A 25,167-nucleotide genomic window follows, 5' to 3' on the forward strand; every position below is an offset into this window, starting at 1 on the left:
GCCCCTTCGCGTCCCCCGGCGCCCGCCGCCAGGGGCCGGGCGGAGGCCCCGCCGCGAGCCCGTCCGGCGCCTGCGGGGAGCCCGGCCGCGGCGCCGTGCGGGCCCCCGCCCGTCGTCCGCGAGAAGAGCGACTGACACGCTCCGAAGCCGACATGACACAACATCTGGTGGTGGCACCGCAGCCCGGCACAAGATGTATGCTCGTGCTCGCTGTCGCCGCAGGGGAATCCGGTGCGAATCCGGAACTGTCCCGCAACGGTGTACCCGTGCCTGTCCGCCCTACGGCGGGCATCCACGCGTCCAGTCCGAGGACCTGCCGACCGCGCGCCCGGCCGTCCGGTCCGGGTGCCTTGACGTCCGGGTCTCGCGGAATGGACCGGTGGACGCGACGCCCCGTGCGCTCGTGTGCCGCCCCCTGCCCTCCGCAAGGCCCCCTGCCGAGCGAGGGAGAGTCCCACGTGACCATCGCGCCAGCCGATCCGGCTTCAGCCACCCCGGCCAGGGAGACCGACGGTCCCGGTGCCGCGCTGCTGCGGACCCTGACCGAGCTGACCGCCGACCTCCCCGACGCCGACCCCGGCCGGGTCGCCGCCGCCGCGCTGCGCGGCCGGTCCGCGCGGGCGGACGAGACGGAGCTGCGCGAGCTGGCCACGGAGGCGGCCGCGGGGCTCATCTCCGACGACCCCGCCTACTCGCGGCTGGCCGCCCGGCTGCTGACCATCAGCATCGCCGCCGAGGCCGCCTCGCAGGGCGTGACGACGTTCACCGAGTCCGTCGCCGTCGGGCACCGGGAAGGGCTCATCGCCGACCGTACGGCGGAGTTCACCCGCATCCACGCCGCCCGCCTCGACGCGCTCGTCGACCCCGAGGGCGACGACCGGTTCGGCTACTTCGGTCTGCGCACCCTGCACAGCCGCTATCTGCTGCGACACCCGATCACCCGTCAGGTGGTCGAGACGCCCCAGCACTTCATGCTGCGGGTCGCCGCCGGCCTCGCCGAGGACGACTCGGCCCGCTCGGTGGACGAGGTCTCCGCGCTCTACCGGCTGATGAGCCGCCTGGACTACCTCCCCTCCTCCCCCACGCTCTTCAACTCCGGTACGCGGCACCCCCAGATGTCGTCCTGCTACCTCCTCGACTCCCCGCTGGACGAGCTGGACTCCCTCTACGACCGCTACCACCAGGTCGCCCGGCTCTCCAAGCACGCGGGCGGCATCGGTCTGTCGTACTCCCGGATCCGTTCGCGCGGTTCGCTGATCCGCGGCACCAACGGGCACTCCAACGGCATCGTCCCGTTCCTGAAGACCCTCGACGCCTCGGTCGCCGCGGTGAACCAGGGCGGCCGGCGCAAGGGCGCGGCCGCGGTCTACCTGGAGACCTGGCACTCCGACATCGAGGAGTTCCTGGAACTGCGCGACAACACCGGCGAGGACGCCCGCCGTACGCACAACCTCAACCTCGCGCACTGGATCCCGGACGAGTTCATGCGCCGCGTGAACGCCGACGCGCAGTGGTCCCTGTTCTCCCCCTCCGACGTGCCCGAGCTGGTCGACCTGTGGGGCGAGGAGTTCGACGCCGCCTACCGCGCGGCCGAGGCGGCGGGCCTGGCGAGGAAGACGATTCCCGCCCGCGATCTGTACGGCCGCATGATGCGCACCCTCGCGCAGACCGGCAACGGCTGGATGACCTTCAAGGACGCCGCCAACCGCACCGCCAACCAGACGGCCGAGCCGGGGCACGTCGTCCACTCCTCCAACCTCTGCACGGAGATCCTGGAGGTCACGAACGACGGCGAGACGGCGGTCTGCAACCTGGGCTCGGTCAACCTGGGCGCCTTCGTCGTCGACGGCGACATCGACTGGGAGCGGCTGGACGAGACCGTCCGCACCGCGGTCACCTTCCTCGACCGCGTGGTCGACATCAACTTCTACCCGACCGAGCAGGCGGGCCGTTCCAACGCGAAGTGGCGTCCCGTCGGCCTCGGCGCGATGGGCCTCCAGGACGTCTTCTTCAAGCTGCGCCTGCCCTTCGACTCCCCGGAGGCCAGGCGGCTGTCCACCCGTCTCGCCGAGCGCATCATGCTCGCCGCGTACGAGGCCTCCGCCGACCTCGCCGAGCGCAACGGCCCGCTGCCGGCCTGGGAGAAGACCCGTACCGCCCGGGGCGTCCTGCACCCCGACCACTACGACGTCGAGCTCACCTGGCCGGAGCGCTGGACGGCCCTGCGCGCACGCATCGCCGCCACGGGGATGCGCAACTCGCTGCTCCTGGCGATCGCGCCGACCGCCACCATCGCGTCCATCGCGGGCGTGTACGAGTGCATCGAGCCGCAGGTCTCCAACCTGTTCAAGCGCGAGACGCTGTCCGGCGAGTTCCTCCAGGTCAACTCCTACCTGGTGCAGGACCTCAAGGACCTCGGCGTGTGGGACGCCCGCACCCGGGAGGCGCTGCGCGACTCCAGCGGCTCGGTGCAGGACTTCGCGTGGATCCCGGCCGACGTGCGGGCGCTGTACCGCACGGCGTGGGAGATCCCGCAGCGCGGCCTGATCGACATGGCCGCGGCCCGCACCCCGTACCTGGACCAGGCGCAGTCCCTGAACCTGTTCCTGGAGACGCCGACCATCGGCAAGCTCTCCTCGATGTACGCGTACGCCTGGAAGTCGGGCCTGAAGACGACGTACTACCTGCGTTCGCGTCCGGCGACCCGGATCGCACGGGCCGCCCAGGCCCAGGCCACCATCCCCGTCCAGCAGACGGCCGACCCCGACGCCGTCGCCTGCTCCCTTGAGAACCCCGAGTCCTGCGAGGCCTGCCAGTAATGAGCTCCACCCGTAACCAGAACCTCCTCGACCCGGGCTTCGAGCTGACGCTGCGCCCGATGCGCTACCCGGACTTCTACGAGCGCTACCGGGACGCCATCAAGAACACCTGGACCGTGGAGGAGGTCGACCTCCACTCGGACGTGGCCGACCTCGCGAAGATGACCCCGGCCGAACAGCATCTGATCGGCCGTCTGGTCGCGTTCTTCGCGACGGGCGACTCGATCGTGGCGAACAACCTGGTGCTGACCCTCTACAAGCACATCAACTCCCCGGAGGCGCGGCTGTACCTGTCGCGCCAGCTGTTCGAGGAGGCCGTGCACGTCCAGTTCTATCTGACGCTGCTGGACACCTACCTCCCCGATCCCGAGGACCGGGCGGCCGCCTTCGACGCCGTAGAAAACATCCCCTCCATCCGCGAGAAGGCCGGGTTCTGCTTCAAGTGGATCAACGAGGTCGAGAAGCTGGACCGGCTGGAGACCCAGGCCGACCGCCGCCGCTTCCTGCTCAACCTCATCTGCTTCGCCGCGTGCATCGAGGGCCTGTTCTTCTACGGAGCCTTCGCGTACGTCTACTGGTTCCGCAGCCGGGGTCTGCTGCACGGTCTGGCCACCGGCACCAACTGGGTGTTCCGCGACGAGACGATGCACATGAGCTTCGCCTTCGACGTGGTCGACACCGTCCGCAAGGAGGAGCCGGAGCTGTTCGACGACGAACTCCGGCAGCAGGTCACCGACATGCTCCGGGAGGCCGTCGAGGCCGAGCTGCAGTTCGCGCGCGACCTGTGCGGTGACGGCCTGCCGGGCATGAACACCGACTCGATGCGGCAGTACCTGGAGTGCGTCGCCGACCAGCGGCTGAGCCGACTCGGCTTCGCCCCGGTGTACGGCTCGGAGAACCCCTTCTCCTTCATGGAGCTCCAGGGGGTTCAGGAGCTGACCAACTTCTTCGAGCGGCGTCCGTCCGCGTACCAGGTGGCGGTGGAGGGCACCGTCGACCTGGACGAGGACTTCTGAGCCGGCCGCGGCCTCAGCTCCCGGTCGATCCGGCGCTCGCGCAGCAGCCACGCGAGCGCCGGACCGGCGAGGAGGACGAGGGCGACCAGGAGGGCGGCGTATCCGTTGAGTGAGTTCATGAGGTAACTGTCGTACGCCGCGAACACTCCTGACAGTGGCAGGACTGCCGCACGACTGCGAATTCCTGCCACCTTCCGGGCGGGATCTGCGGCACACTGACGGCATGCTGAAGAACGTGGTGACCGTTCTGCTCGACGGCGCGCACCCCTTCGAACTCGGCGTGGTCTGCGAGGTGTTCGGCATCGACCGCAGCGACGAGGGGCTGCCGGTGTACGACTACGCCGTCGCCTCGGCCGAGGGGCCGACCCTCAGCACCCATGTCGCCGGGTTCACGGTGTCGACCGAGTACGGCCTGGAGCGGCTGGAGGAGGCCGACCTGATCGCGGTGCCCGCCTCCGACGCCAACATCCTGCGCGAGCACCCGCCCGAGCTGCTGGAGGCGCTGCGCCGGGCCGTCGGCCGGGGCGCCCGGGTGCTCAGCGTGTGCTCCGGGGTCTTCGTGCTCGGTGCCGCCGGGCTGCTGGACGGACGCCGCTGCGCCGCGCACTGGCGGCACGCGGCCGAACTCTCCCGGCAGTACCCGCGGGCGATCGTCGAGCCGGACGTGCTCTACGTCGACGAGGACCCGGTGATCACCTCGGCGGGCACCGCCGCCGGGATCGACGCCTGTCTGCACATCGTGCGCAAGGAGCAGGGGCCCGAGGTCGCCAACAGGATCGCCCGGCGGATGGTGGTGCCGCCGCACCGGGACGGCGGCCAGGCCCAGTACATCGAGCGGCCGCTGCCGCGCAGCGCCTGCGACACCGTCGGCGAGACGCTGACCTGGATGGAGCAGCACCTCGACGAGGAGGTCACCGTCGACCGGCTCGCCGCCCGCGCCCACATGTCGCCGCGCACCTTCGCCCGCCGCTTCCAGCAGGAGACCGGGACCACTCCGTACCGCTGGATCCTGCGCCAGCGCGTGCTGCTGGCCCAGCAGATGCTGGAGGCGACGGACGAGACGATGGACGCGATCGCCTGGCGCACCGGGTTCGGCACCGCGGCGGCGCTGCGCCACCAGTTCGTCCGGGCGCTGGGCACCACGCCTCAGGCCTACCGGCGCACGTTCCGGGGCCCGGCGGCCGCCTGACCACGACCGGCCGCCGTCACCCCGCCACCATCACCTCACCGCCGTCGCCGCACCGCCGTCGCCCCGCCGCACCGTCACCTCGCCACCGGCCGCAGCAGCAGCCGGTGCGGACGCAGTGTGATGCCCACCCGGGTGGTGTCGTCGGAACCGGCCACCTGCTCCAGGCGGTACTTCGTCGCCACCGCCGCCGTGATCAGGGTCAGTTGCGCCATCGAGAAATGGTCGCTCGGGCATTTGCGGTTGCCGGTGCTGAACGGGCTCATGGCGTGCTTGGGCACGTCCTTGACCCGCTCGGGCAGCCAGCGGTCGGGGTCGAACTCCAGGTTGTCCCGGTAGGAACGGCCGTCGCGCTGGATCGCGTAGGGGCTGTAGACGATGTCCGCACCGGCCGGAATGCGATAGCCACCGAGTTCGGTGTCGGTCACCGCGCGCCGGGTCAGAATCCAAACGGCGGGACGCAGCCGCATGGCCTCGACGACGACATTGTTGGTGTGCGTGAGTTTGCGGACGTCATCGAATCCGACGGGTCGGCCACCGGTCAGGGATTCGACCTCCGCCCGTACCTTGTCGGCGTGTTCGGGGTGTTCGGCGAGCACCTGGAGCAACCACATGATCGTGGAGGCGACGGTTTCGCTGCCCGGGGTGAGGATCGCGACGACCTGGTCGTGGATCTCCTGTTCCCCGATGGGCTCGCCATTCTCGTCCTTCGCCTCCAGCAATGCCGTCAGCAAATCGTCCGGCTTTTGACCGGATGCCCGGCGCTCCGCCACGATCTCGTCGACGAGGAGATGCAGATCGGCCAGCGCGCGGTTGAAATCGCGGTTGGCCGGAATCGGCAGCCGGTAGAGCGGTCCGAGCGGGACCACCATCCGGCGGTACATCCCGCGGAAGACGGTCGCGAGCGCGACGCACAGCCGCTCGGCGCGCTCGTCCATGAAGTCGCCGCGCAGCAGGCACCGGGCGGCGATCCGCACGGCGACCCGGAAGGACTCGGAGGTGCAGTCGACGGTGTCACCGGGCTGCCAGCGCACGGTCAGCGCGTGCGCCTCCTCCTCCATGACCGGCCCGTAGGCGGGGATCGCGTCGAGCCGGAAGGCCGGCTGGATGGTGCGCCGCTGGCGCCGGTGCCGGGGGCCGTTGGCGGTGGCCACGCCCTCCTTGCCGAGCAGGCCCTCCAGCGATTCCCACAGCGGTCCGTCGATCTTGTAGTCGGGGCTGAGCGCCAGCGCGCCGGTGAGGGCGGGGGTGGTGACGGCGTACACCGTCTTCGGTCCGAGTTTCAGGCGTACGACGTCGCCGTGCTCGCGCAGTCGCGCCATGAACGCCAGTGGATCGCGCACCAGCCGCCAGCCGTGGCCGAGGAGCGGAACGCCGCCCCCCGCCAGGGGCGGCTCGCGCAGCCCGGGTGCCTGGATCCCCTCGGGTTTCACGGACTCGACGGTCATTTCTCACCTGCCGCTTCGTTGTTGACGTACGGGGGCGTGGACCGGTCGTCCCAGCTGTCGACCATGTAACGGCCGGACTCGTGGTGGAACCAGTAGACGGAACTGAACCAGTTCCGCATGTTCGCGAGGCAGGCCCGCACGGCGATGCTCAGTTCTTTTCCCCGCACCGTACCGTCGACGAGTCCGTCGGCGAACCGCAAGGCGTCCTGTTCGACCTCAAGGAATTCCGATACGCATTCCCCGACACGTCGCCTGAGATCCTCGACCGCCTCTTCGAGAGTCAGCTTCTCATGAGTGATGAGACTGATTCCGAGATTGTGCAGCTCTTCTCCCGCTATTTCCTTCGGGAGGGAACAGAGATCGTTGTACCAGGCGGCGAATTCCTGGCTCAGCAACGCCGCCCGCCGGTAGGCAGAATTCCTTCGCACAAAGTCCGGGAGTTCGCACCCCGCACTCGGCTCCAGCAGATCCGTCCATATCCGGTGTGCGAAGGTGAGGCGGCGCAGCGCGAGATAGTCGTCGACCGTGGGGACGATCCCGCGGGCGCGGTTGCGGAATTCACGGTCGTACGCCTCGATCACCTCGTGGAAATGCCGGGCGAACCGGGTGTTCCAGGTGGTGGACAGGAACGCGTACAGCCGGGCCACACTGTCCGCGAACCCCGCGACCAGCGGATCCTCGTGGTCCAGATGGGTCCCGGGGGAGTCCACGGCCGCGTGTAACCGGAACCTCAGCCGCCGCCAGGCGGCCGGCCGGTCGTGCACGATGTCGCGATCATGACGGTCGTCCCAGACGAAGAACCACGCGCTGTAGTCGGCGATGGCCTGGAGGACGTCGTCGGGAGCGCCCAGGTAGTACCCCGCCATGAGATCGGTGTAGCAAAGACCGTCGGCATATTCCGATACCTTGTCGGCCGGCATGAGCCGCTTTTCCAGCAGCCAGACGCGCGTCCGCTCCTGAAGCTTTGGCCAATACTCATGAAGTCGCCGGGGAAACTCGTCCTCGACCATCGGAAGACAGAGCGCGGGCGGGACGACGGTCACATTCGGCGCGGATGCCTGTTTGGTGCCTTGGGTTGTGCTGTATGGGAAAGCAGGCACGAACTACCCCTCTCAGCCGCCGGTGGGCGCAACACCCCTCCCGTCGTGCCGGGCGTGCGCCGTTGCGTATCCCCGCACTTACCATTCAGCACTACGGCTGACCGTCTGGGAATGGATTTGCTCCAATCCATTACCTAACCTGCCGAGAATCCTCTCCCGCATGACCGGTTCTGGATCACTCCATAGGTGTACGGCATCAGGTGTACGGAGTCAGGGGTGCATGACGTCAGGCGTACGGCGTCAGGTGCATGGCGTCGCCGGGCGGAGGGCAGACGCACGACGCCTGGCCGGGAAGAACCCGACCAGGCGTCCGGAAGCCGTCGACCGGCTCAGTCGTTGGCCACCACCGGGTAGCGGGGCTCGCTCTCGGCCATCTGCCGCAGCGCGTCCTTGCGGTCGCGCTTGGAGAGACGGTCGATGTACAGATAGCCGTACAGGTGGTCGGTCTCGTGCTGGAGACACCGGGCGAAGTAGCCGGTGCCCCGCACCCTGACCGGGTTGCCCAGCTCGTCCTGTCCGGTCACCTCGGCGTAGTCGGGGCGCGCGAGCGGCATGTACGCCGTCGGCACCGACAGGCAGCCCTCGTTGCTGTCGTCCAGACGGCGCCGGTCGGCGGGCAGCTCGACGAGCACGGGGTTGCAGATCACGCCGACGTGCCGGACGCCCTCGTCGTCGGGGCAGTCGTAGACGAAGACCTTCTGGTCGACGCCGATCTGGTTCGCCGCCAGGCCCACGCCCTCGGCGGTGCGCTGACTGGCGAACATGTCCGCGACCAGCTGCTGGAGTTCGGCACCGAAGTCGGTGACGTCCTGGCACTCCTTGTGCAGCACCGGGTTGCCGACCACGGTGATCGGCCGCGAGGTGCCGCGCTCGCGCCAGGCGCTCTCGCGCTCCTCCGCCTCCTCGGTGTCGATGACGAAGCCCTCGTCGTCCACGGGGAGCACGCCCGCGTGCTGCTGATCGGTGTCCTGCTGCGCCATGACCGACGTACGCCTTCCTGCAAGCCTGAAAATTCTGCGGGTACAGCCTAAGGGGGCGTCCGTCCCGGGGGCGGCTCAGCAGACCTCTTCCAGGTCGCGCCAGTCCCGTGAGTCGGGGCTGTCCGCGACCCAGCCGTCCAGCAGACCGCGCACCAGGGCGGCCGGCGCGGCCACCCCGCACTCCCGCTCGGGCGCCCAGAGCTGTCCGTCGGTGCGGTGGCCGAGCGGGCCGGGGTGACCGGGTTCGCTGTGGTCGTGCGGGTCGAGGTGCACCCCGTCGCCCTCGTCGGACGGCATCCGCGACTCCGAGCACATCCGGCACAGCAGCCGGACCGACGACGACCAGTCCTCCGCGGCGAAGCCGGCGTCGGCCGCCAGCCGCTCCAGCGCGTCCCGGTCCGCCTCGGTCGCCGCCTCCAGCAGGACCACCCAGGTCGGCACCGGCGACGGCGCCCACAACTCGATCTCGTCGAAGACCGGATAGGAGTGCCCGGCCGACGTGGTCCGCTCCCCGTGCGGCACCCCGTCGTGCAGTACGACCTCGCCCCAGCGCCGCCCGGAGGACGGCAGCGGGATGGACAGCACCTCGATCCGGGCGGGGTCCAGCCTGCGCCCCCACACCACCTCGGCCTCGCCCTCGGGCGACAGCCGTACGGCCGCGCTGCCCAGCTCCATGCCGACGGGCTCCCCGGCCGCGGTGGCGCCCCCGGGCACCTGCAGTCCGTAGGCCTGCCAGGCCCGGCGGGCCAGCGGCCAGTCCTGGAGGGCGGTGGCGGCGATGCCGACGTTCCACCAGTCCGGAGCGCCCGTCTCCCGCTCCAGCAGGGCGACGGCCCTCAGACCGGCGGTGCGGGCCTGTTCCCAGTCGTGCCGGAACTTGTGCAGCAGGGCGAGGTTGAACCAGGACTCGGACAGCCACGGCTCCAGATCGGCGGCCCGCGTCAGCAGGGCGCCCGCGTCCTCGTACCGGCCGTCGCCGATCAGCGTGAACGCGCGATCGGTGGCCTGCCGCCAGGAGGCGGAGGGCCGGTGCCGTCCCTTTCCGAAGATCCTCACGATTCCCGCCTGCCGGTCCAGTTCCGTGGGGTGGGCTGGCTAGTGCCCCCGGACACCCTCTCCCTCGCATCCAACCACGTAGGGCTGGAGAGGCGCTCATTACCCATGGGTTACCCCATGGAGGGCAAGGTCAGACAGCCCCGTGCCAGGACTCGCGCCAGTGCCTCGACGACCTCGGGCGCGTACTCCCCGGCCGTGCCGAGCCGCAGTTCCTCCAGCGCCGTGAGCGGACCGCCGGGCCCCGCGTCGCGCGCCTTCTCCTCGTACGCGTTCACGGCCCGCACGATCCGGGCCGCCCGCGGCTGCTCCCGGTAGGGGTCGGCCTGCCGCTCCACCACCACCGCGACGGCTCCGTCGACCCCCGTCTGCCGCACGACGGCCCCGCCGAGCAGCGCGATCCGCCGCTGCTCGGCGGCGGGCAGCACGGCGGTGGCCCCCGCCGGCACCGGGTCCACCAGGCTCAGCTGTCCGATGTCGTGCATGAGGGCCGCGTACTCCAGTACGTCCAGTTCGGCCTCCGGCAGTCCCAGGTCCCGTCCGACGGCCCGGCTGAGCGCGGCGACGCGCCGTGCGTGCCCGGCGGGGGTGCAGCCCGCTATCTCGGTGGCGCGGGCGAGGGAGGCGATGGTCTGCCGGTAGGTGGCGCGTACGGCCGCGTACCGGCGCAGGGACACCTGGGCGAGCAGCAGGGGCAGGCAGAACACGGGCAGCGCCCACAGTCCCGCCGCGGCGACCGCGAGCGCGATCACCACCCCGGTCGCGCACACCGCCGAGCCGATGCCGAGCAGGGCCCGCAGTTCGTCCCGCAGCAGCGGCCCGAACGGCCCGCCGGTGCGCGAGTGTGCCGCCGCGGCCGCCAGCACCGCGTCGCACAGCGCGGTGAGCGCGAGCAGCGCGACCAGCAGCAGTACGTAGAAGCAGCCGGGCCGGTCCGCGAAGACCCCGCTGCGGTAGAGGGGTTGGAAGCACACGGCGGCGAATCCGACGGTCAGCACCCGGCGCGCCAGCTGGTCGAGTGCCGGACCCGGCCCGCGGGCGAGGTGCGGCACGCTGCCCAGCAGGGACGCGGCGAAGACCACGGCGACGATCCGCGCGACACCGACGGCGGTGTCCACGGTCGGGGCGGGGCCGAGTACCCCTGGCAGGGCGAGGTGCCCCGCCTCCGGTCCGAGCAGGGCGTACGACAGCGCTCCGGCGGCGGCCAGCGGTGCGGCCTGTCTGCCCTCCGGCCCGCTCCACCGGGTCAGCTCCCCGACGGCGACGAGGAGCCCGAAGGCGAGGGCGGCCCCGCGGTCGTCGATGCCTCGCCAGAGGGTGACCGCCAGGCAGAGCGCGGCGAGAACGGCGGCACAGGTGTGCATGAGGCCGAGGGCCCGGAGGCGGGGTGCGTGCTGGTGACGGCGCGTGGGGTGGGCATCGGCGCGGTGACGGTCACGGCGTCGGTGCCGGCGGAGGAATCGCGGCCGGCGTCCGGGCCGGGGCCGGTGCCCGCGCGCAGGCCGGTGCCGGGCACCCCCGGACGCGGTCACCGATGCGCTCCGGGGTGGTGAGGGGCCTGGGGGGCCTGGGGGGCGGGGCCAGCCTGGCGAGCGGGGGAGGCCTGGGGCTCGGGAGCAACCTTGGGTGTGTGAGAGCCCTGGGGCGCGGGGGAAGCGGGAGGCACGGGGGGCGCGAAAGGCGTGGGGGGCGGGGACGGCATAGGGGACGCCTGGGACACGGAAGGTTCCTGGGGCGTGGGGGGTGTCTGGGGCGCGGAGGCTGCTTGAGGCGCAGGGGCCGCTTGGAGCGCCGAGGACGCTGAGGGCACCTGGGGCGCAGGGGCCACTTGAGGCACCGAGGACGCCTGGGGCACAGGGGCCACCTGAGGCACCCAGGACGCCTGGGGCGCGAGGGCCGTCTGAGACACCGAGGACGCCTGGGGCGCGAGGGCCGTCTGAGACACCGAGGACGCCTGGGGCGCGGAGAGTGTGTGGGGCGCGAGGGGTGCCTGGGCGATGGGGGACCTCGAAGGCACGGCAGGTGCCTGAAATACAGGGGGCGCCTGGGACGCGAGGGACGACTCGGCCATAGGAAACGCCGAAGGCACAGCAGGTGCCTGAAACACAGGGGGCGCCTGGGACGCGAGGGACGACTCGGCCATAGGAAACGCCGAAGGCACAGCAGGTGCCTGAGACACAGGGGGCGCCTGGGACGCGAGGGACGCCTCGGCCATAGGAGACGCCGAAGGCGTGGGGGAGGCAGGTGACACGGAGGGTGTCTGGGGCGCGGGGTCGGCAGGTGCCCCGTTCCCGGGGGCGGGTGACTGGGTCCCCGGTCCGGCCGGCCGGAGCCCGGAGGCGGGCGTCTCGTCCGCCGTCACCGTCGGATGCCATCCCCGGCGTTCCAGCGCACGCACCAGCGCCCCGACCATCGCCGGGTCGAACTGGGTCCCCGCGCAGCGCCGCAGTTCCTCCAGTGCCACCGGCACCGGCCGGGCCCGGCGGTAGGACCGGGTGGACGTCATGGCGTCGAACGCGTCGGCGACCGCCACGACCCGCGCGAACTCCGGGATCTGGCCGCCGACCAGCCCGTACGGGTATCCGCTCCCGTCCAGCCGTTCGTGGTGGTGCAGGATCGCCGACCGGGCCTCCCCCAGGAAGCCGATGCCGCGCACCATCTCGTGCCCGTACTCGGGATGCAGCTCGATCACCCGCCGCTCCTCGGGCGTGAGCGGCCCGTCCTTGCGCAGCAGCCTGGTGGGCACCCCCAGCTTGCCCACGTCGTGCAGGATCCCGGCGAAGCGCAGCACCTCGGCCCGCTCGTCGTCCATGCCCAGCTCGTGGGCGATCATCATCGACGCCTGCCCGACCCGCTCGCTGTGGCCGCGGGTGTACGCGTCCTTGATGTCGACGGCCTGCACGAGGGCCCGGATGGTCGCCTGATGGGCGGCCCGTTCCCGGTGGTACTGGGCGAACACCCACCCCGACACGCACATCGGCAGCAGCACGAGCAGAGCGGCGACCGGACCGTAGGGGCTGCGCCACAGGACCGCCATCATCAGTCCGGCCAGTCCGTGCACGGCGGCCGGTGCCAGCGAGCGCGGGAACGGTCCGCGCCAGGCCCGGCGGACCGAGACGCGCTCGGCCAGCACCAGGATCCCGCCGTCGAGCGCGCCGAGCACCAGGCAGAAGACCAGGACGGCCGCGCCGGCCGGCAGCAGCACCCGGGGGAAGTCGGCCGCCGCCACCGCCTCGCGCCCGCCGAACGCCCGGTGCACCCGGGCCGCGGCCCACACCCCGAGCGTCAGCTGGGCGGCCCGCCAGACGCGCCGCAGCAGCACGGGCCGGTCGGCCTCGGACAGCAGTGCCCCCGGCAGCGCGACGAGTGCCGCGGCCGACGGGGGCAGCAGGAAGGCCCCGGCGAGCAGCAGGGGGTGGAACGTTCCGGCGAGGCGCCGACGGGCGACCCGCTCGCCGACCGCGTACAGCGCGGCGAGCAGGACGACGGCCCAGCGGGCGGCGGGTGCGGGTGGCAGCGGCTGAAGACAGAGCCCGGCACCGAGAGCGGTACAGACGACGTACGCACGTGCCCGCGCCGGTACCGCCGCCTCCATGACGCCCCCGCCCCTCCCCCGGCCACGACCGTTTTTGGCCATGACCATGCCTGTCCAGGCTCCGGAGCCTAGGGCGGCCGGGGGCGGGTCCGTGGGCGAAAGTGCTCCGCATTAGCACGTTCGAGTGAAAGCGGGCCGGATCACCGGCAGAGCGCGCTGTGGTTCAGGACTCCTGCGGGGTGGCCGGAGCGGCGGTCACGTCATGCTCGGGCACGGCCTGCCCGGACCGGATCAGATCCAGTCGCCCCATGACCTTGGCCCGCAGGTCGCTGGGCACGTCGTCATGCCCGCAGCACCGCTTGACCAGCTTCTTCACGGCCTGCTCCAGACCGTACTTCTCCAGGCACGGCGAGCATTCCTCGAAGTGGTGCTTGAACTTGTCACGGTCGAGTTCGGGCATCTCGCTGTCGAGGAACTCGTACAGATGGTCGAGTACCTCACTGCAGTCCGTCTCGTGCGGCTCTCCGCAGCTCATGAGCCCGAACCTTTCGCTTCGTTCGACTCTCCGGCGCCCGCCGGGACCAGTCCGCGTTCACGGGCGTAGTCCTCGAGCATGCCGCGCAGTTGACGGCGGCCCCGGTGCAGCCGGGACATCACCGTACCGATGGGTGTCCCCATGATGTCCGCGATCTCCTTGTACGCAAAGCCCTCTACATCCGCGAGATAGACGGCGATGCGGAACTCCTCGGGGATCGCCTGCAGCGCTTCCTTCACGTCCGAGTCGGGCAGGTGGTCGAGCGCCTGCGACTCGGCGGAGCGCAGACCGGTCGACATGTGCGACTCGGCACGCGCGAGCTGCCAGTCCTCGATCTCCTCGGCCGCGCTGCGCTGCGGTTCGCGCTGCTTCTTGCGGTACGAGTTGATGAACGTGTTCGTGAGGATGCGGTACAGCCACGCCTTGAGATTGGTGCCCTCACGGAACTGGTGGAAGGACGCGTACGCCTTGGCATACGTCTCCTGCACCAGGTCCTCGGCGTCGGCCGGGTTGCGCGTCATGCGCAGGGCAGCCGAATACATCTGGTCGAGGAATTCGAGCGCGTCCCGCTCGAAGCGCGCGGTGCGCTCCGTGGCGGACTCCGTACTCATGCCCTGGCCCTCGGGCTGCTCCGCCTGGCCGTTGTCGGTCCCTGCGTCGGTCCCAGTGACCGGACCCACCTCCTCAAGTTCCCGGGCGGGATCGAAACCGATCCCACTCGAATCGGAGGATAGACGACGAGACGTGCCCGCCGCCGCTCGAATAGGAGCGATCTTGGCCGCGTGCAGCACCGTCCAGTCGAGGTCGGCGCGGCTGCCGCGGCCCGGATCGTGATCCGCCGGGTGCAGCCCGTCCACGGGGTGGTCGCGGGTGACGAGCGGGCAGATGGTCGAACCCATGCGGCGGACTTCCTCTCCTTCGACATCGGCGCTGGTGCACCAGCACTTATGTCGGCGTCAACCGTGACGGGCCGCCCAGCATTCCCGTCCCTCACCCGAGTGAGCCCATCCACACCACGACCGCGTCCGTGATCACCTCCAGGGCCTGCTCCTGGGTGATGTCCCCGCGCTTGGGCACGGCGAAGCCGTGGTCACCCGACGGAACCTCGACCAGCCCGTACCCCCCTTCGGGGAATTCGCCCGGCTTGCCGAACGGGTCGTTCCCGCCCTGGACGACGAGGGTGGGCACCCCGGCCCCGAGCAGTTCGCCGGCCCGGGACTTCTCCGGCCGGCCCGGCGGGTGCAGCGGGAAGCTGAGCGCCAGGACGGCCGCGGCGCCCAGTTCCAGGGCCGTACGGCAGGCCACCCGGGCGCCCGCGCTGCGGCCGCCCGAGATCACCGGCAGCCCCGGCTCAGCCACCGCGGGCCAGATCCCGCGCCAGCCCACGTCCAGCGTCCTCGGGGCGGGCGCGACCTTCTTCCCGGCCACCCGCCAGGGCTGCTCGACCAGCGCCACGCTCACCCCGTGCGCGGGCAGCACCGCGGCGAGCGCCCTCAGGTCCCGGGCGTCGACCCCGCCGCCCGCGCCGTGGCTCACGGCGAGGACGAGCCGCGCGTCGGCGGCCCGGTGCCAGGTGATCCGGGCGGTACCGGCATCGGTCTCGACGGTCTCGGCGGTCTCGCTCACGCTGGTCTCGCTCACGTCGCTGATCTTCGTCACGTCAGAAGAGTGTGCCCTCCTCGGGCCCCTCCAGCTCCTTCAGCAGCTCCGCTCCGTTGTTGCGGACGTTGCTGACCGCGGTGGAGACGAGGTAGGCGCGCATCAGCCCGGTCGGCGGCGGCGCGAGCAGGTCACGCAGTTCGTCGGGGTCCGTGCGGGACGGGTCGAGCCAGGTGTCCCAGCGGTCGGGGGTGAGCATCAGGGGCATGCGGGGGTGGATGTCGGCCAGCGTGCGCGGGCCCTCGGCGGGGGCGGCCGCGAGCGGCGCGGTCTCCGCCTCGGTCGTGATGACCGAGCAGGTCACCCACCAGGCCAGCGGGTGATCGTCCGGCAGCGTCCGGTCCCGCCAGAACTCGTACAGTCCCGCCATCGCGAAGACCGAGCCGTCCGCCGGCGTCACGAAGTACGGCTGCTTGCGCGGCCGCTTCTTCTTCCCCTCGACCTCCAGGTCCCGCTCCTGGGTGCCGGTGACCCACTCGTAGTAGCCGTCGGCGGGGACGACACAGCGCCGGGCGGCGAAGGCGCGGCGGTAGGAGGGCTTCTCGTGCACGGTCTCGGCGCGGGCGTTGATCATCCGGGCGGCGCCCTCGGGCGTCTTGGCCCAGGACGGGACGAGTCCCCATCTGAGCTTGCGCAGCTGGCGAACCGGCCTCGGGCTGTCCGCGTCCTTCACAGGGCGGTCGAGGACGACGTAGACCTCCTTGGTCGGGGCCACGTTGTAGTCGGGCGCCAGCGTCTCTTCCGGATCCCACTGCTCGACCTCAAAGGTTGCTGCGAGATCCTCGGGCCCACGACTGGCTGCATACCGTCCGCACATACGTGCAACACTGCCAGATTCCGCGCCGCGAAAGGGAGCCACCACTGACAATGGACAGCACCGCATCCACCTCGCTGGCCTCGCTCGGCTCCCTGTGGGACGAGGTCTTCGGCACCCAGCCGGACCCCGATCTGTGGGTGGTGCTCGCCACCCTGGTCGCGGGCCTCGCCATAGTCGTGCCCCACCCGCTGTGGCGCATCTCGCGCAACGCGATCACCATCGCGCACGAGGGCGGCCACGGTCTGGTGGCGCTGGTGAGCGGCCGCACCCTCACCGGCATCCGGCTGCACTCCGACACCAGCGGTCTGACCCTCAGCCGGGGCAAGCCGTACGGCCTGGGCATGATCCTCACCGCCGCCGCCGGGTACACCGCTCCCCCGCTGCTCGGCCTGGGCGGCGCGGCGCTGCTCGGCGCCGGTCACATCACGCTGCTGCTCTGGCTGGCCACCGCCCTGCTGGTCGCCATGCTGGTGATGATCCGCAACGCCTACGGGGTGCTGACCGTGGTGCTCACCGGCGGCACCTTCCTGCTGGTGTCCTGGCTGGCCGGGCCGCAGGTGCAGGCGGCGTTCGCGTACGCGGTGGTGTGGTTCCTGCTGTTCGGCGGGGTGCGTCCGGCCTTCGAACTCCAGGCCAAGCGGTCGCGCGGGGGCGCGGGGGACTCGGACGCGGACCAGTTGTCGCGGCTGACGCACGTACCGGCGTGGCTGTGGCTGTTCCTGTTCCACGCGGTGTCCCTGTGCTCGCTGCTCGGCGGCGGCAGGTGGCTGCTGGGTCTGTGAGCGTCCGGGCCCGGCACGAGCGCGTCCCGCGGCGGCGGTGCCGCACGACGCGGCGCGAGCACCCGCCACGGCGGTGGTGCCGCGCCCGGGTCCAGGTCGGGGGCGCGATTCGGTCGAGGGTCGGGGCACGATTCGGTCCCGGGTCGGGGGCGATTCGGTCCCGGGTCCGGGGCGCGCTCCGGTCATGCCATGGCCATGCCCCGCCTGCGCATATATGCGCGGCACTGTCCATGCCACGCTTTCGCTCCGCTTTCGCCTCTTTTGATCAAGATCTCCGGTCACCGACAGCCACTAAAGTGGGCGCATGACCGTGAACCCCGCAGACACCGCCCTCTGGCCCGCCCCGCACGCGACCGGAGCCGTCGACGCGACGGTCCACGTGCCCGGGTCCAAGTCGGTCACCAACCGGGCCCTGGTGCTCGCCGCCCTCGCCTCCGAGCCGGGCTGGCTGCGCCGACCGCTGCGTTCCCGGGACACTCTGCTGATGGCCGGGGCACTGCGCGCGATGGGCGTCGGCATCGAGGAGACGGTGTCCTCCAGCTCCACCGCCGGGGGCGGCACGGGCGAGGCGTGGCGGGTGATCCCCGCCGGGCTGCACGGCCCGGCCACGGTCGACGTCGGCAACGCGGGCACGGTCATGCGCTTCCTGCCGCCGGTCGCCGCGCTGGCCGACGGCCCCGTCCGCTTCGACGGCGACCCGCGGTCGTACGAGCGTCCGCTGCACGGCGTGATCGACGCCCTGCGCGTCCTCGGCGCCCGGATCGACGACGACGGCCGGGGCGCGCTGCCGCTGACCGTGCACGGCAGCGGTGCGCTGGACGGCGGCCCGGTCGCCGTCGACGCCTCCTCCTCGTCCCAGTTCGTCAGCGCCCTGCTGCTGTCCGGGCCGCGCTTCAACCAGGGTGTGGAGGTCCGCCACACCGGCAGCACGCTGCCGTCCATGCCGCACATCCGGATGACCGTGGACATGCTGCGCGCGGTCGGCGCCCAGGTCGACACCCCGGAGTCGGGCGGCGAGCCGAACGTCTGGCGGGTCACCCCGGGCGCGCTGCTCGGCCGCGACCTGACCATCGAGCCCGACCTGTCCAACGCGCAGCCGTTCCTGGCGGCGGCGCTGGTCACCGGCGGCCGGGTCGTCGTCCCGGACTGGCCGGCCCGCACCACCCAGCCCGGCGACCGGCTGCGCGAGATCTTCACCGAGATGGGCGGCAGCTGCGACCTGACCGAGTACGGGCTGGTGTTCAGCGGATCGGGCGTCATCCACGGCATCGACGTGGACCTGGGCGAGGTCGGCGAGCTGACGCCGGGCATCGCGGCCGTCGCCGCCCTCGCGGACTCCCCGTCGTACCTGCGGGGCGTGGCCCATCTGCGGCTGCACGAGACGGACCGGCTGGCCGCGCTCACCAAGGAGATCAACGAGCTCGGCGGCGACGTCACCGAGACGGCCGACGGACTGCGCATCCGGCCCCGCCCCCTGCACGGCGGGACCTTCCGCACGTACGAGGACCATCGGATGGCGACGGCCGGCGCGATCCTCGGGCTGGCGGTGGAGGGCGTGCGGATCGAGAACGTGGCGACGACGGCGAAGACCCTCCCGGACTTCCCGGAGCTGTGGACCGGGATGCTCGGGGCATAGGGGCGATCAGGTCATGCGCCGCTACGGCAAGCACACCGACGAGGACGACATCCGCTCCCGGCCGAACCGCAAGGGCAACCGGCCCCGTACGCACATCCGCCCCAAGCACGAGGACGCCGCCGAGGGCATGGTCCTCACCGTCGACCGGGGCCGGCTGACCGTCCTGGTCGAGGACCGGGCCGTGATCGCCATGAAGGCCCGTGAGCTGGGCCGCAAGGCCGCCGTGGTCGGCGACCGGGTGGCCCTGGTGGGCGATCTCTCCGGCAAGAAGGACACGCTCGCGCGCATCGTGCGCATCGAGGGACGGACCTCGGTGCTGCGCCGCACCGCGGACGACGACGACCCGTACGAGCGCGTGGTCGTCGCCAACGCCGACCAGCTGGCCATCGTCACGGCCCTGGCCGACCCCGAGCCCCGCCCGCGACTGATCGACCGCTGCCTGGTGGCGGCCTTCGACGGCGGGCTGACCCCGCTGCTCGTGCTCACCAAGTCCGACCTGGCCCCGCCGGCCAAGCTCCTGGAGCTGTACGGCGACCTCGACATCCCGTACGTCGTCACCAGCCGCGAGGAACTGGAGAACGGCACCGCCGTCGCCCGGGTCCGCGAGCAGCTCGACGGGAAGATCACCGCCTTCGTCGGGCACTCCGGCGTCGGCAAGACGACGCTGGTGAACGCGCTGGTGCCGCTGGAGCAGCGGCGTACGACCGGGCATGTGAACGCGGTGACGGGCCGCGGCCGGCACACCACGACCTCGGCGCTGGCGCTGCCGCTGGCCGACAGCGACGACGGCTGGGTGGTCGACACCCCGGGCGTACGGTCGTTCGGCCTGCACCATGTGGATCCGTCCCGCGTGATCCACGCCTTCCCCGACCTGGAGCCGGGCACGGAGGGCTGCCCGCGCGCGTGCAGCCACGACGAGCCGGACTGCGCGCTGGACGCGTGGGTGGGCGACGGGCACGCGGACCCGGCGCGGCTGTACTCGCTGCGCCGGCTGCTGGCGACACGGGAGCGCACGGAGGGCGACTGATCCACCGCGCGCGGGCGGCCGGCTTCCTTCACCGGACGGGCGGCTGACTTCCCCTCAAGTGAGGGCGCCTGATTCTCCGTCATGGGGCACAGCGGCACGGGGAAGCCGATCCACCGTCACGACAGGGTCTCCGACCTTCGCGTTGTTTGTTTGGGCCCGGGCCCGGTAAGTGCATAATCGCACCGAGTCGGATCCAAGCCCGACGAGCCCGACCAAGCGGCCGCGAAGCGCAGACAGGCGCTGACACCCGGGAGGACAGCACATGGCGTGGCTGCTGGTAGTCGTGGCAGGCCTGCTCGAAACCGGCTTCGCGGTGTGTCTGAAGCTGTCGCACGGCTTCACCAGGCTCTGGCCGACCGTCGCCTTCAGCTGCTTCGCGCTGGGCAGTTTCGGTCTGCTCACCCTGTCGTTGAAGAAGCTCGACGTGGGCCCGGCCTACGCCGTGTGGACGGGCATCGGCGCGGCGGGCACCGCGATCTACGGCATGGTCTTCCTGGGCGACCTGGTCTCCACCCTGAAGATCGTCTCGATCACCCTGGTGATCGCCGGCGTGATCGGCCTCCAGCTGTCCGGCTCGGCCCACTGACACTTCGCCCGACGGGTGCGTCACACGGCCGACGGGTGCGTCACACGGCCGGCCGGTGCGTCACACGGCCGACGGGCGGGGGAACGCGACGCGCACCAACTCACCGACCTCTCCCTCCCCCGGGGGCGCGGACACACAGGACAGGCCGACACGGACGGCGAGTTCACAGGAGCGTGCCAGCTCCACGATGTCCTGCCGGTCGGCGCCGGGACCGGACAGCGCGGCCACGGCCCGGTCGCGCACGATCGCCACGAAGTCGCCGGGCGAGGGCAGCGGGCCGTCCGCCCGCCGTTGCGCCGGCACCGGCGAGGAGGACGGCACCGCCCGCAGTGTGGGGGTCGGCAGCCCCGCGCTCCAGCAGCCGGTGAGCATGGCCCGTACGAGCGCGTTCCCGCGGGCGGCCGAGGCGGTCCACTCCGCGGTGGCGGTGAGCCGCTCACGGGCGTCGGCGTACGCGGCGAGCGCCCGCTCGATCCCGGCGAGGTAGCCGTCCGCCTCCCGTCTGACCAGCGCCCGGGCCAGGCCGTCCTTGCTGCCGAACTCGTTGTACAGCGTCTGCCGGGACACCCCGGCCGCCGCGGCGACGTCCACCATCCGCACCGCGGACCACGGCAGGCGCGCCAACGCCGTGTAGGCGGCATCCAGCAGGGACTCCCGTGCTGCGGGCATCATCGCCTCCCTGGGCGAGGGGCTCTGCGCCCAGATTTGACGCGCACGGGGGCACTGTCAAGGGTTCTCGGAGGCACCGCGGGGCGCTCGTCGTCCCCGGTACGCGGGCGGCCCCGCGCCGCTCCTCCCGGCGGCCGGCCCGCCGACCCCGGTAGCCCCGCACCCACCTCGGCAGATACGGTTCGTTACATGCCGGACTACCTGGACGACCTCCGCCTCGCCCACGTCCTCGCCGACGCGGCCGACGCCGTGACGATGGACCGCTTCAAGGCTCTCGACCTCAAGGTCGAGACGAAGCCGGACATGACTCCGGTGTCCGAGGCGGACAAGGCGGCCGAGGAACTCATCCGCGGTCAGCTCCAGCGCGCCCGCCCCCGCGACGCCATCCTCGGCGAGGAGTACGGCATCGAGGGCACCGGCCCGCGCCGCTGGGTCATCGACCCGATCGACGGCACCAAGAACTACGTGCGCGGTGTCCCCGTCTGGGCCACCCTCATCTCCCTGATGGAGGCGGCGGAGGGCGGCTACCGGCCCGTCGTCGGCGTGGTCTCCGCACCGGCCCTGGGCCGCCGCTGGTGGGCCGCGAAGGGCCATGGCGCCTTCACCGGCCGCAGCCTGTCCTCGGCGTCGCGGCTGCACGTGTCGCAGGTCTCCGAGCTGGGCGACGCCTCCTTCGCCTACTCGTCGCTGAGCGGCTGGGAGGAGCAGGGCCGGCTGAACGGCTTCCTGGACCTCACCCGCGAGGTGTGGCGCACGCGCGCGTACGGCGACTTCTGGCCGTACATGATGGTCGCCGAGGGGTCGGTCGACCTGTGTGCGGAACCCGAGCTCTCCCTGTGGGACATGGCGGCCACCGCGATCGTGGTGACGGAGGCGGGCGGCACCTTCACCGGCCTCGACGGCCGGCCCGGCCCGCACAGCGGCAACGCGGCCGCGTCGAACGGGTTGCTGCACGACGAACTGCTGGGGTACCTCAACCAGCGCCGCTGATCGGCACAGATGAGCGTGCGCGCCCTCAATTGGCCGCGCACGCCCCCTTGTTGACCTCTGCTTTACCTGTCACGCTGTGGACACCCCCCACTTGTGAACTTGTGCATCACCTTGGGCGCCTCAGGCGCCGGGCCCGAACCCCCGGGGGTTTCCTAGGAGGTGGCTCCAGACCATGCTCGTCCGCGACGCCATGAGCACGGTGGTCCTCACCATCGGCCCCGATCACACCCTCCGCCAGGCTGCCGCCCTGATGTCCGCGCGCCGCGTCGGTGCCGCCCTGGTCCTCGACCCGGACGCCGGCGGCATCGGCATCCTCACCGAGCGCGACATCCTCAACTCCGTCGGCCTGGGCCAGAATCCGGACACCGAACGCACCCACGCCCACACCACCAACGACGTCGTGTTCGCCGCCCCGACCTGGACGCTGGAGGAGGCCGCAGGCGCCATGGCCCACGGGGGCTTCCGGCATCTGATCGTGCTCGACGGCGACGAGCCGGCCGGCATCGTCTCGGTCCGCGACGTCATCCGGTGCTGGGCACCCGCCCGGCAGCCCGCGCAGCACGTCCCCGCCTGAGCGCGGCGGCACGCGCTGGGCCGTACGGCAAAAACCGAGGGCCGGAACCCTTTCGGATTCCGGCCCTCGGCCTTCAGTAGCGGGGACAGGATTTGAACCTGCGACCTCTGGGTTATGAGCCCAGCGAGCTACCGAGCTGCTCCACCCCGCGTCGGTGAATGGAACACTACGTCAAGGGTGCGGACAGAAGCAAATCACTTGGCGATCCGCGCTACGGAGGGCGACGGAGGCCCCCGGACCCGGGACGGGCGACAGCCCGGACGGGCGCGGCCGGGGTGGACTCGGCCGGGGTGGACTCGGCCCGGCAGGGCTCAACCTGGCGGGGCGCGACCCGGCGGGGCGCGACCCGGCGGGGCGCGACCTGGCGGGGCGGGCACAGTCCGGCGGAGACGATCCGGACAAGCGCAACCGGGAAAGGCGCAACCATGGCGGGGACGCGGCCCGCCTGGACGAGCGACGGCTCTGACGGACTCGCGGACGCAGCCCGGTGGGCCAAGCGACAGCCCAGGCGGACGCGGCCCGGCCAAGGCAGGCACAGCCCGGGCTGGCACGACCGGGACAGGCACAGCCCGGGCCGGCACGACCGGGACAGGCGCGGCCCGGCAGGGCGAGTGGCAAGCCGGGTGAGCGGGCTCGCCGGCCCCTCGGCCGGGGTCAGGCCGACAGTTCCTGGCGCAGCGCGTCCCGCAGCCGGGCCGCCCGCTCCGACACCTCCGTCGGCCCCAGGGAGACGGCCCGATCGGCCCACCGCTGCCCCTCGGCCAGTTCGCCACGACGCGCGTAGACCAGGGCGAGCCGGAGCGCCGCCCGTCCGTGCCCGGCGTCGGCGGCACGGGTCCACCACACGGCCGCCTCGGGCTCGCTGCCCTCCCGGGCCAGCAGGAGCCCGAGATTGAACGCGCCGTTGCGCGACCCCGCCTCGGCAGCCGCCCGGTACCAGCGGGCCGCCTCCACCACATCGCCCCGGTCGGCCGCGAGCATCCCGACGCGCACCTGTGCCCGCCGGTGCCCCTGGGTGGCCGCCCGCTCGTACCACTCCTCGCACTCGGTCTTCTCGTGGACGTGCTCCCCGAGTTCGTGCGTGGACGGCGGAGGCCGGCGCGCGTCCAGCACGGCGGCCAGCCGGTACGCGGCCTCCGCGCTGCCGCCGCCCGCGGCGCAGCGCAGATGCCGCTCCGCCTCCTGCTCGTCCCCGTCCCGCAGCCGGGCGATCCCGACCTGGAGCGCCGCCTCGGTGTGCCCGGCCGCCGCCGCCCGCTCGTACCACCGCAGCGCGGTCTCGTCCTCGCTCTCCGTGCCCCGCCCGGCGTACAGGATGCCCAGGTTGAACGCGGCGTCGACGCTCCCGGCCTCCGCCGCCTTGGAGAACCACGGCTCGGCGCCGGTCGTGTCGCCGCCCTGGAGCAGCAGGATCGCCAGCGCGTTCGCGGCCTCCCGGTGTCCGGCGTAGGCGGCGCGCCGGTACCACTGCTCGGCCTGCGCGGTCCGCCCCTGTTCGGCGCAGAGCAGGCCGAGGTTGTAGGCACCGTTGTCGTCGCCGGCGTCCATCGCGGCCCGGTACCAGCGCTCGGCGGTCTGGGTCTCACCGCGCTCGGCGTGCAGCGCGCCCAGCGCGTTCGCCGCGTTGCCGTCGCCGTCCTGGGCGGCCCGCAGCCACCACACGGCGGCGCTCTCGCTGTCCCCGGCGTCCCGCAGCAGGAAACCGAGAGCGCAGGCGGCCTGCGCCTCCCCGTCCTTGGCGGACGTCAGATACCAGCGGCCGGCCTCCTTGAGCTCACCGCGCTTCTCCAGGATCGCCCCGAGCTGCAGGGCGGCCCGGCGATGGCCGCGCGCGGCCGCCTGCCGGTACCACTGCTCGGCCTCGACCTCGACCTCCGTCTCGGTCTCCGTCGCGGCCGGTACGACGGCGCCGTCGCCGTCGGCCTCCCGCCCGTGCCGCCGGTCCAGCGCCCTGGCCAGCCGGTACGCCGCCTCGCGATGGCCCCGCTCGGCGGCCGCCCGCATCCACTGCTCGGCCCCGCCGTCCCCACGGTGCTCCAGCAGGTCGGCGAGGGCGTACGCGCCGAGGGCGTGGCCCTGCTCGGCGGACTGGCGCAGCCAGTACTCGGCGGCCGGCTCGTCCCCGCGCTCCCGGTGGTACCGCCCGAGGGCGTGGGCGGCCGCCGCGGATCCCGCGACGGCGGCGATCCGCCACCATCCCGCGGCGTCGTCGGCGTAACCGCGCTGATAGAGAAGAACACCCAGGTTGTTGGCGGCGGCACGGTCGCCCGCGGTGGTGGCGCCGCGCAGATACGGCTCGGCGCCGTCGAGGTCGCCGCGGCGCAGCAGCATGGCCCCGAGTACGCTCATCGCCTCGACCTCGCCGGCCTCCACGGCGAGCCGCAGGCGCGCCTCTTCCGCAGCCTCGCCGGTCTCGTCCCGGTCGGAAGGCTGCACAAGGTCAGCCGGCTGCACAAAGTCAGCAGACCGCACAAACCGCCCTGTCTCCAACAGAGTTGCCTTGTCCCCCATAACGTCCATCGTCGCACCACCCGCAACCTGGGTACATCCGGTATACCGCAGTCAGTGAAGGTCACTTCAGCGTTTTGTCGACATGCCCACAGAGAGACAAGTCAAACACGGATCCCCCCAACTCCCCCTGGCGGCGCGGCGGTCGCGGGCATCGGCACATGCGTTCGCACAGCGCGAAGGCCCGGATCCTTGGAGGATCCGGGCCTTCGCGATAAGTAGCGGGGACAGGATTTGAACCTGCGAC

The 25,167-nt window shown here is 72.0% G+C and carries 20 protein-coding genes, 1 tRNA gene, 1 pseudogene and 1 riboswitch; of the genes and pseudogenes, 9 read left to right on the forward strand and 13 right to left on the reverse strand.

Annotation, left to right across the window (positions count from 1 at the left end):
* Positions 1–191: 191 nt before the first annotated feature.
* Positions 192–335: riboswitch (cobalamin riboswitch) on the forward strand.
* Between the two features lie 123 nt (positions 336–458).
* The 3 genes from ABT085_RS21040 (at position 459) to ABT085_RS21050 (ending at position 5,024) form a co-directional block, all read left to right on the forward strand.
* On the forward strand, positions 459–2,819 hold the full coding sequence (locus tag ABT085_RS21040) for a ribonucleoside-diphosphate reductase subunit alpha (protein WP_351609826.1): 2,361 nt from the start codon (positions 459–461) through the stop codon (positions 2,817–2,819).
* The gene (locus tag ABT085_RS21045; protein ID WP_351609834.1) at positions 2,819–3,835 is read left to right on the forward strand and encodes a ribonucleotide-diphosphate reductase subunit beta; all 1,017 of its coding nucleotides are present in this window, start codon (positions 2,819–2,821) and stop codon (positions 3,833–3,835) included. Before ABT085_RS21040 ends, ABT085_RS21045 begins: the two co-directional genes overlap by 1 nt.
* Positions 3,836–4,058: 223 nt before the next feature.
* Positions 4,059–5,024 carry a GlxA family transcriptional regulator gene (locus tag ABT085_RS21050; RefSeq protein WP_351609837.1) on the forward strand — a complete coding sequence of 322 codons (966 nt, stop codon included), beginning with the start codon at positions 4,059–4,061 and terminating at the stop codon, positions 5,022–5,024.
* A gap of 74 nt (positions 5,025–5,098) precedes the next feature.
* On the opposite strand, the gene ABT085_RS21055 is transcribed toward ABT085_RS21050, so the two are convergent.
* From ABT085_RS21055 to ABT085_RS21100, 10 genes and pseudogenes are all read right to left on the reverse strand, one after another.
* Positions 5,099–6,469: a bifunctional albaflavenone monooxygenase/terpene synthase gene (locus ABT085_RS21055; protein WP_351609840.1), complete on the reverse strand. Its 1,371-nt coding sequence runs from the start codon at positions 6,467–6,469 to the stop codon at positions 5,099–5,101.
* On the reverse strand, positions 6,466–7,569 hold the full coding sequence (gene cyc1 / locus ABT085_RS21060; protein ID WP_502982769.1) for an epi-isozizaene synthase: 1,104 nt from the start codon (positions 7,567–7,569) through the stop codon (positions 6,466–6,468). The genes ABT085_RS21055 and cyc1 overlap by 4 nt, the downstream gene beginning before the upstream one ends.
* 329 nt (positions 7,570–7,898) lie before the next feature.
* Positions 7,899–8,549 carry a peptide deformylase gene (gene def / locus ABT085_RS21065; RefSeq protein ID WP_351609843.1) on the reverse strand — a complete coding sequence of 217 codons (651 nt, stop codon included), beginning with the start codon at positions 8,547–8,549 and terminating at the stop codon, positions 7,899–7,901.
* Positions 8,550–8,624: 75 nt separating this feature from the next.
* Complete coding sequence (locus ABT085_RS21070; protein WP_351609846.1) at positions 8,625–9,605, reverse strand: tetratricopeptide repeat protein; 981 nt, start codon at positions 9,603–9,605, stop codon at positions 8,625–8,627.
* Positions 9,606–9,715: 110 nt separating this feature from the next.
* Positions 9,716–10,966 carry an HD-GYP domain-containing protein gene (locus ABT085_RS21075; protein ID WP_351609848.1) on the reverse strand — a complete coding sequence of 417 codons (1,251 nt, stop codon included), beginning with the start codon at positions 10,964–10,966 and terminating at the stop codon, positions 9,716–9,718.
* Between the two features lie 914 nt (positions 10,967–11,880).
* A pseudogene (locus tag ABT085_RS21080) lies at positions 11,881–13,197 on the reverse strand (HD-GYP domain-containing protein); the annotation flags it as partial.
* A 163-nt stretch (positions 13,198–13,360) separates the two neighbouring features.
* Positions 13,361–13,672, reverse strand: coding sequence for a mycothiol system anti-sigma-R factor (rsrA, locus tag ABT085_RS21085; protein ID WP_351609850.1), 312 nt, complete (start codon positions 13,670–13,672; stop codon positions 13,361–13,363).
* A complete protein-coding gene (gene sigR, locus ABT085_RS21090; RefSeq protein ID WP_351609883.1) occupies positions 13,669–14,352 on the reverse strand; it encodes an RNA polymerase sigma factor SigR in 684 nt (227 codons plus the stop codon). Before sigR ends, rsrA begins: the two co-directional genes overlap by 4 nt.
* A gap of 310 nt (positions 14,353–14,662) precedes the next feature.
* Positions 14,663–15,331, reverse strand: a complete 669-nt coding sequence (locus ABT085_RS21095) for an alpha/beta hydrolase family protein (RefSeq protein WP_351609852.1) — start codon at positions 15,329–15,331, stop codon at positions 14,663–14,665.
* A gap of 1 nt (position 15,332) precedes the next feature.
* Entirely contained in the window at positions 15,333–16,148 is an 816-nt protein-coding gene (locus ABT085_RS21100) for an SOS response-associated peptidase (RefSeq protein ID WP_351609855.1), read from the reverse strand.
* 50 nt (positions 16,149–16,198) lie between these two features.
* Between ABT085_RS21100 and ABT085_RS21105 the strand changes: the two genes are divergently transcribed.
* From ABT085_RS21105 to ABT085_RS21120, 4 genes are all read left to right on the forward strand, one after another.
* Entirely contained in the window at positions 16,199–16,930 is a 732-nt protein-coding gene (locus ABT085_RS21105; protein WP_351609857.1) for a M50 family metallopeptidase, read from the forward strand.
* Between the two features lie 304 nt (positions 16,931–17,234).
* Positions 17,235–18,566, forward strand: a complete 1,332-nt coding sequence (gene aroA / locus ABT085_RS21110) for a 3-phosphoshikimate 1-carboxyvinyltransferase (protein ID WP_351609860.1) — start codon at positions 17,235–17,237, stop codon at positions 18,564–18,566.
* Positions 18,567–18,579: 13 nt separating this feature from the next.
* Positions 18,580–19,593 (forward strand): ribosome small subunit-dependent GTPase A, encoded by a 1,014-nt coding sequence (gene rsgA / locus ABT085_RS21115; RefSeq protein WP_351609863.1) that lies wholly within the window; start codon positions 18,580–18,582, stop codon positions 19,591–19,593.
* Positions 19,594–19,855: 262 nt separating this feature from the next.
* Positions 19,856–20,179, forward strand: coding sequence for a DMT family transporter (locus ABT085_RS21120; RefSeq protein WP_351609866.1), 324 nt, complete (start codon positions 19,856–19,858; stop codon positions 20,177–20,179).
* Positions 20,180–20,239: 60 nt separating this feature from the next.
* On the opposite strand, the gene ABT085_RS21125 is transcribed toward ABT085_RS21120, so the two are convergent.
* Positions 20,240–20,851, reverse strand: a complete 612-nt coding sequence (locus tag ABT085_RS21125) for a TetR/AcrR family transcriptional regulator (RefSeq protein WP_351609869.1) — start codon at positions 20,849–20,851, stop codon at positions 20,240–20,242.
* A gap of 186 nt (positions 20,852–21,037) precedes the next feature.
* Between ABT085_RS21125 and hisN the strand changes: the two genes are divergently transcribed.
* Positions 21,038–21,838 (forward strand): histidinol-phosphatase, encoded by an 801-nt coding sequence (hisN, locus tag ABT085_RS21130; protein ID WP_351609871.1) that lies wholly within the window; start codon positions 21,038–21,040, stop codon positions 21,836–21,838.
* A gap of 172 nt (positions 21,839–22,010) precedes the next feature.
* The gene (locus ABT085_RS21135; protein WP_351609874.1) at positions 22,011–22,412 is read left to right on the forward strand and encodes a CBS domain-containing protein; all 402 of its coding nucleotides are present in this window, start codon (positions 22,011–22,013) and stop codon (positions 22,410–22,412) included.
* 77 nt (positions 22,413–22,489) lie between these two features.
* On the opposite strand, the gene ABT085_RS21140 is transcribed toward ABT085_RS21135, so the two are convergent.
* Together ABT085_RS21140 and ABT085_RS21145 are read right to left on the reverse strand one after the other, a co-directional pair.
* Positions 22,490–22,563: transfer RNA gene (locus ABT085_RS21140), tRNA-Met, on the reverse strand.
* Between the two features lie 503 nt (positions 22,564–23,066).
* Positions 23,067–24,932 (reverse strand): tetratricopeptide repeat protein, encoded by a 1,866-nt coding sequence (locus tag ABT085_RS21145; protein WP_351609877.1) that lies wholly within the window; start codon positions 24,930–24,932, stop codon positions 23,067–23,069.
* Between the last annotated feature and the right edge of the window lie 235 nt (positions 24,933–25,167).

The organism is Streptomyces sp. NPDC002265 (assembly GCF_040296125.1).
Classification (GTDB): domain Bacteria; phylum Actinomycetota; class Actinomycetes; order Streptomycetales; family Streptomycetaceae; genus Streptomyces.